4 protein-coding genes are annotated in these 3,120 nt (G+C 34.7%); 1 reads left to right on the top strand and 3 read right to left on the bottom strand.

Annotated elements, in window-relative coordinates; translation table 11 throughout:
- Positions 1 to 796, bottom strand: a 796-nt coding sequence (locus tag WBF61_RS08935) for a DUF2207 domain-containing protein (protein WP_424255790.1), incomplete at its 3' end; no start/stop codon positions are given.
- Between the two features lie 289 nt (positions 797 to 1,085).
- Here WBF61_RS08935 and WBF61_RS08930 point away from each other — a divergent pair.
- Positions 1,086 to 1,295: a hypothetical protein gene (locus WBF61_RS08930; RefSeq protein WP_424255788.1), complete on the top strand. Its 210-nt coding sequence runs from the start codon at positions 1,086 to 1,088 to the stop codon at positions 1,293 to 1,295.
- Between the two features lie 103 nt (positions 1,296 to 1,398).
- Here the strand turns inward: WBF61_RS08930 and WBF61_RS08925 are convergent, their stop codons facing one another.
- Both WBF61_RS08925 and WBF61_RS08920 read right to left on the bottom strand, forming a co-directional pair.
- Entirely contained in the window at positions 1,399 to 2,781 is a 1,383-nt protein-coding gene (locus WBF61_RS08925; RefSeq protein WP_424255787.1) for an aldehyde dehydrogenase, read from the bottom strand.
- A gap of 100 nt (positions 2,782 to 2,881) precedes the next feature.
- Positions 2,882 to 3,120 (bottom strand): peptide-methionine (S)-S-oxide reductase (locus WBF61_RS08920; RefSeq protein ID WP_424255785.1); only part of this gene is annotated, 239 nt, incomplete at its 5' end.

Below are 3,120 nucleotides of genomic sequence, written 5' to 3'. Positions count from 1 at the left end.
AAGTAGCTCCTCCAATCCCTATAAATGCTAACAGAGATGCGATGACAACGAAGGCTGTATCAGAAGAAGCTTCCTGATTGTAGGCTGAACCATCCATTGCCATTTCTAGTTGTTCTTCTAATGTTTGATCAACCATTACCTGTGTATTAAAAAATTCTTGTGGAAATTGAAGCAAAAGCGTTACATCGTTGCTGCTGTCTACTTCTTCCTTTGCTTTCCAGATGATAGCCCCATTTTCTAATTGAAGATCACCGTCAAAACCAAACCCCCATAACTGGACATTTTCTTTTGTAAAGGGCTGAAAGCTAGTAACTTTCACCGTTAAATCTTCAGCAGGAATATCAGAAAAGGTATCGAAATTCCACAGCAAAGCTTGTCCATCTTCTAATTCGCGAACTAAATGCGATAAGGTATAAGAGACGATGTATTCATTTTCACCGTATTCACCGATGCCCCAAATAAGTTCTACTCCACTATCTGTTTCTGCAATGCCATAGCGCTTAGCTTTTTTTGCTAATGAAGCCTCTCCATTCCAAGGCTCTTTTTCTTGAAAACCAGCTACCGAAAAATCAAGGAGTGTTGAATCTAGTAAATTATCTAATACAATGTATAATTCTGTACCTTCATCCATAGCCATTTTTCTATTCTCTGTAACAATAGCAGAACCATTTTCTTGTAATTCTACTTCAATAGTGATGTCTGACAACTCATTTTCAGCGAAAACGGTTTCGGTAAAAGTCAGACTAAAAAGAAATACTACTCCAATAATACTCAATCTTTTAATCGTATTTGTCATTATTCGCCCCTCTTTTTCTATAATTCTCATCTAATCGATTCTTCTTTTTATTATAACATTAAGCATTTTAATAGTGATAGTATTTACTAGTAGAGATCATAGGATTTATTCTTTGCTGGTTTTAATTTATCTAAACGTAAGGGAAGAACGATTCATATACAGAATCAAGCTTCTGCTATCTATTTAATTATTTCAGCTCGTGTTATAATTGGGAGTTAATAAGGATAGCTCGTTAGAACGGATGGCAAGAGTGCTTTCGTTTGGCAATAAAATATGGAGGTGTAAGAAAATGAATAAACAATGGACTATTGGTACGATTAAAGAGTTTGTTGAAAAAAATTCAGACAGTAAGTTACTATCGACTGAATACCACGGTTTTTCTCAAAAATTACTATTTAAATGCGCATGTGGCACTAACTTTGAAAAAACATTTACAAAATTTAAAAATAAAAATCAACGCAAGTGCGAAGTTTGCCAACCGCCAAAAGAATCTCGTTAAATAGAAAATGAAAAAGGCACTACCAACTTTTCTTAAAGGAAAGAGGGGAGTGCCTTTTTTATTAAAAGAAAGAGATAAGATAAAAGTGATGAAAATGAAGAAATTACTTTAAAAAGCGACGGAGCCATTTTAAACTGCTATCAGAGTAGGGCGGGAAGATAAAGGGAACCTCGAATTTATTAGAAGATAAAATGCTTCGCTCGTGTGAAAAAGTAGTAAAGCTAGTTTTTCCGTGGTAAGAGCCCATGCCGGAATTTCCGACTCCGCCAAAAGGTAAGTTAGGGGAGACCAGATGGAAAATGGTATTGTTAATGGTTATGCCACCGGAACTGGTTTCATGGATAATTTTATTTTGTGTATGTTTATCGTTAGAAAAAATATACAGTGCCAAAGGTTTCGGACGATTATTTATTTGTGTAATCGTTTTGTCTAAATCTTGGAATCCAATAATAGGCAAGAGTGGACCAAAAAGTTCGTCTTTCATAGTAAAAGATGCCCAATTTGAATCAAGTAAGGTTGGTTCAATATACCGATCGTTTAAGTCAACGCGGCCGCCAAATACAATCTCATCTTTAGATTCTTCTAGAATAGTTTTCAAACGGGTAGTGTGTTTTATATTAACAATTCTTGCGAAATCAGAGCTATTTTGTATTGTTTCACCATAAAATAGTCGGATAAATTTTTTACATTCTTCAATAAAAAGAGGTTTAAGCTCTTCTTGAATAAGAACATAATCCGGCGCGACACAAGTTTGTCCTGCGTTAAGTAGTTTTCCATATATAATTCTTTTAGCGGCTTGTTGAATGTCGGCATCTTTTAAGACAATCGCAGGACTTTTCCCACCCAACTCTAAAGTCACCGGAGTTAAATGCTCTGCAGCAGCTTTCATAATTTCTTTTCCAACCGTAGTACTTCCTGTAAAAAAGATATAATCAAACGGGTGCTTAAGTAATTCGATAGTCGTATCAACATCGCCCTCGATAACAGAGATGTAGTTGTCATCAAAAGCATCAGTAATCATTTCTTTGATAACCTTCGAAACACTTGGGACCATCTCAGACGGTTTCAAAATGATTGTATTTCCTGCAGAGATTGCGCCAATTAAAGGTTCAATTAACAGCTGGAAAGGATAATTAAATGGCCCAATGATTAAGACGGTTCCATAAGGTTCATAATGACGTTTGCTTTTTGAAGGGAAAAGGAAAAGAGGGGTAGATACTTTTTTATCTTTGACCCATCTAGGCATCTTTTTTTTCGTTTCTCGAATACTATTTAAAACAAATCCTATTTCTGTAGCGTAAGATTCTACAGGGTTTTTCCCTAGATCTTTTTGTAAAGCATCAGTGAGTTGCTGTTCATATTTAAGAATAGTCGTTTGTAATTTTTCTAACTGTTTAATTCGAAAGGAATGATCTTTGGTGCGATGGGTATTGAAATACTGATGGTGTTGGTCTAATTTTTTTGCTACATTTAATTGGTTTCCCATTACATGTCCTCCATAATTTGATTGAAATTCGATTCACTGCACTTATATTTGATTATAAGGATAACGAATGATTTCTAAAATTTATACTTCTTATTTATAGTTAAGATTTCTTAGAAAAAGGATTGAAGTCATTTTTGATTTTACTTTCTAACTTTTGATAAGTCATTAATTGTTGGCGCGCTCGCTCGATTTTTTTATATTTACTAGGATTCTTCTTATAAAATTGCTGATGAAAATTTTCAGCTGGCCAAAACGTAGTCGTTGGTAAGATGAGTGTAACAATAGGTTTAGTGTATCTACCGGATGCAACTAGTTGCTGTTTTGACTTTTCAGCGAGTT

It is taken from the genome of Carnobacterium sp. (assembly GCF_049673005.1).
Taxonomy (GTDB): Bacteria; Bacillota; Bacilli; order Lactobacillales; family Carnobacteriaceae; genus Carnobacterium_A.
This window is presented reverse-complemented; position numbering and strand designations above follow the sequence as displayed.

What these genes read in the sequence shown, in the direction of transcription:
- WBF61_RS08930 (WP_424255788.1), top strand. Translation starts at nt 1,086, where the DNA reads ATGAATAAACAATGGACTATTGGTACGATTAAAGAGTTTGTTGAAAAA.
- WBF61_RS08925 (WP_424255787.1), bottom strand. Translation starts at nt 2,781, where the DNA reads ATGGGAAACCAATTAAATGTAGCAAAAAAATTAGACCAACACCATCAG.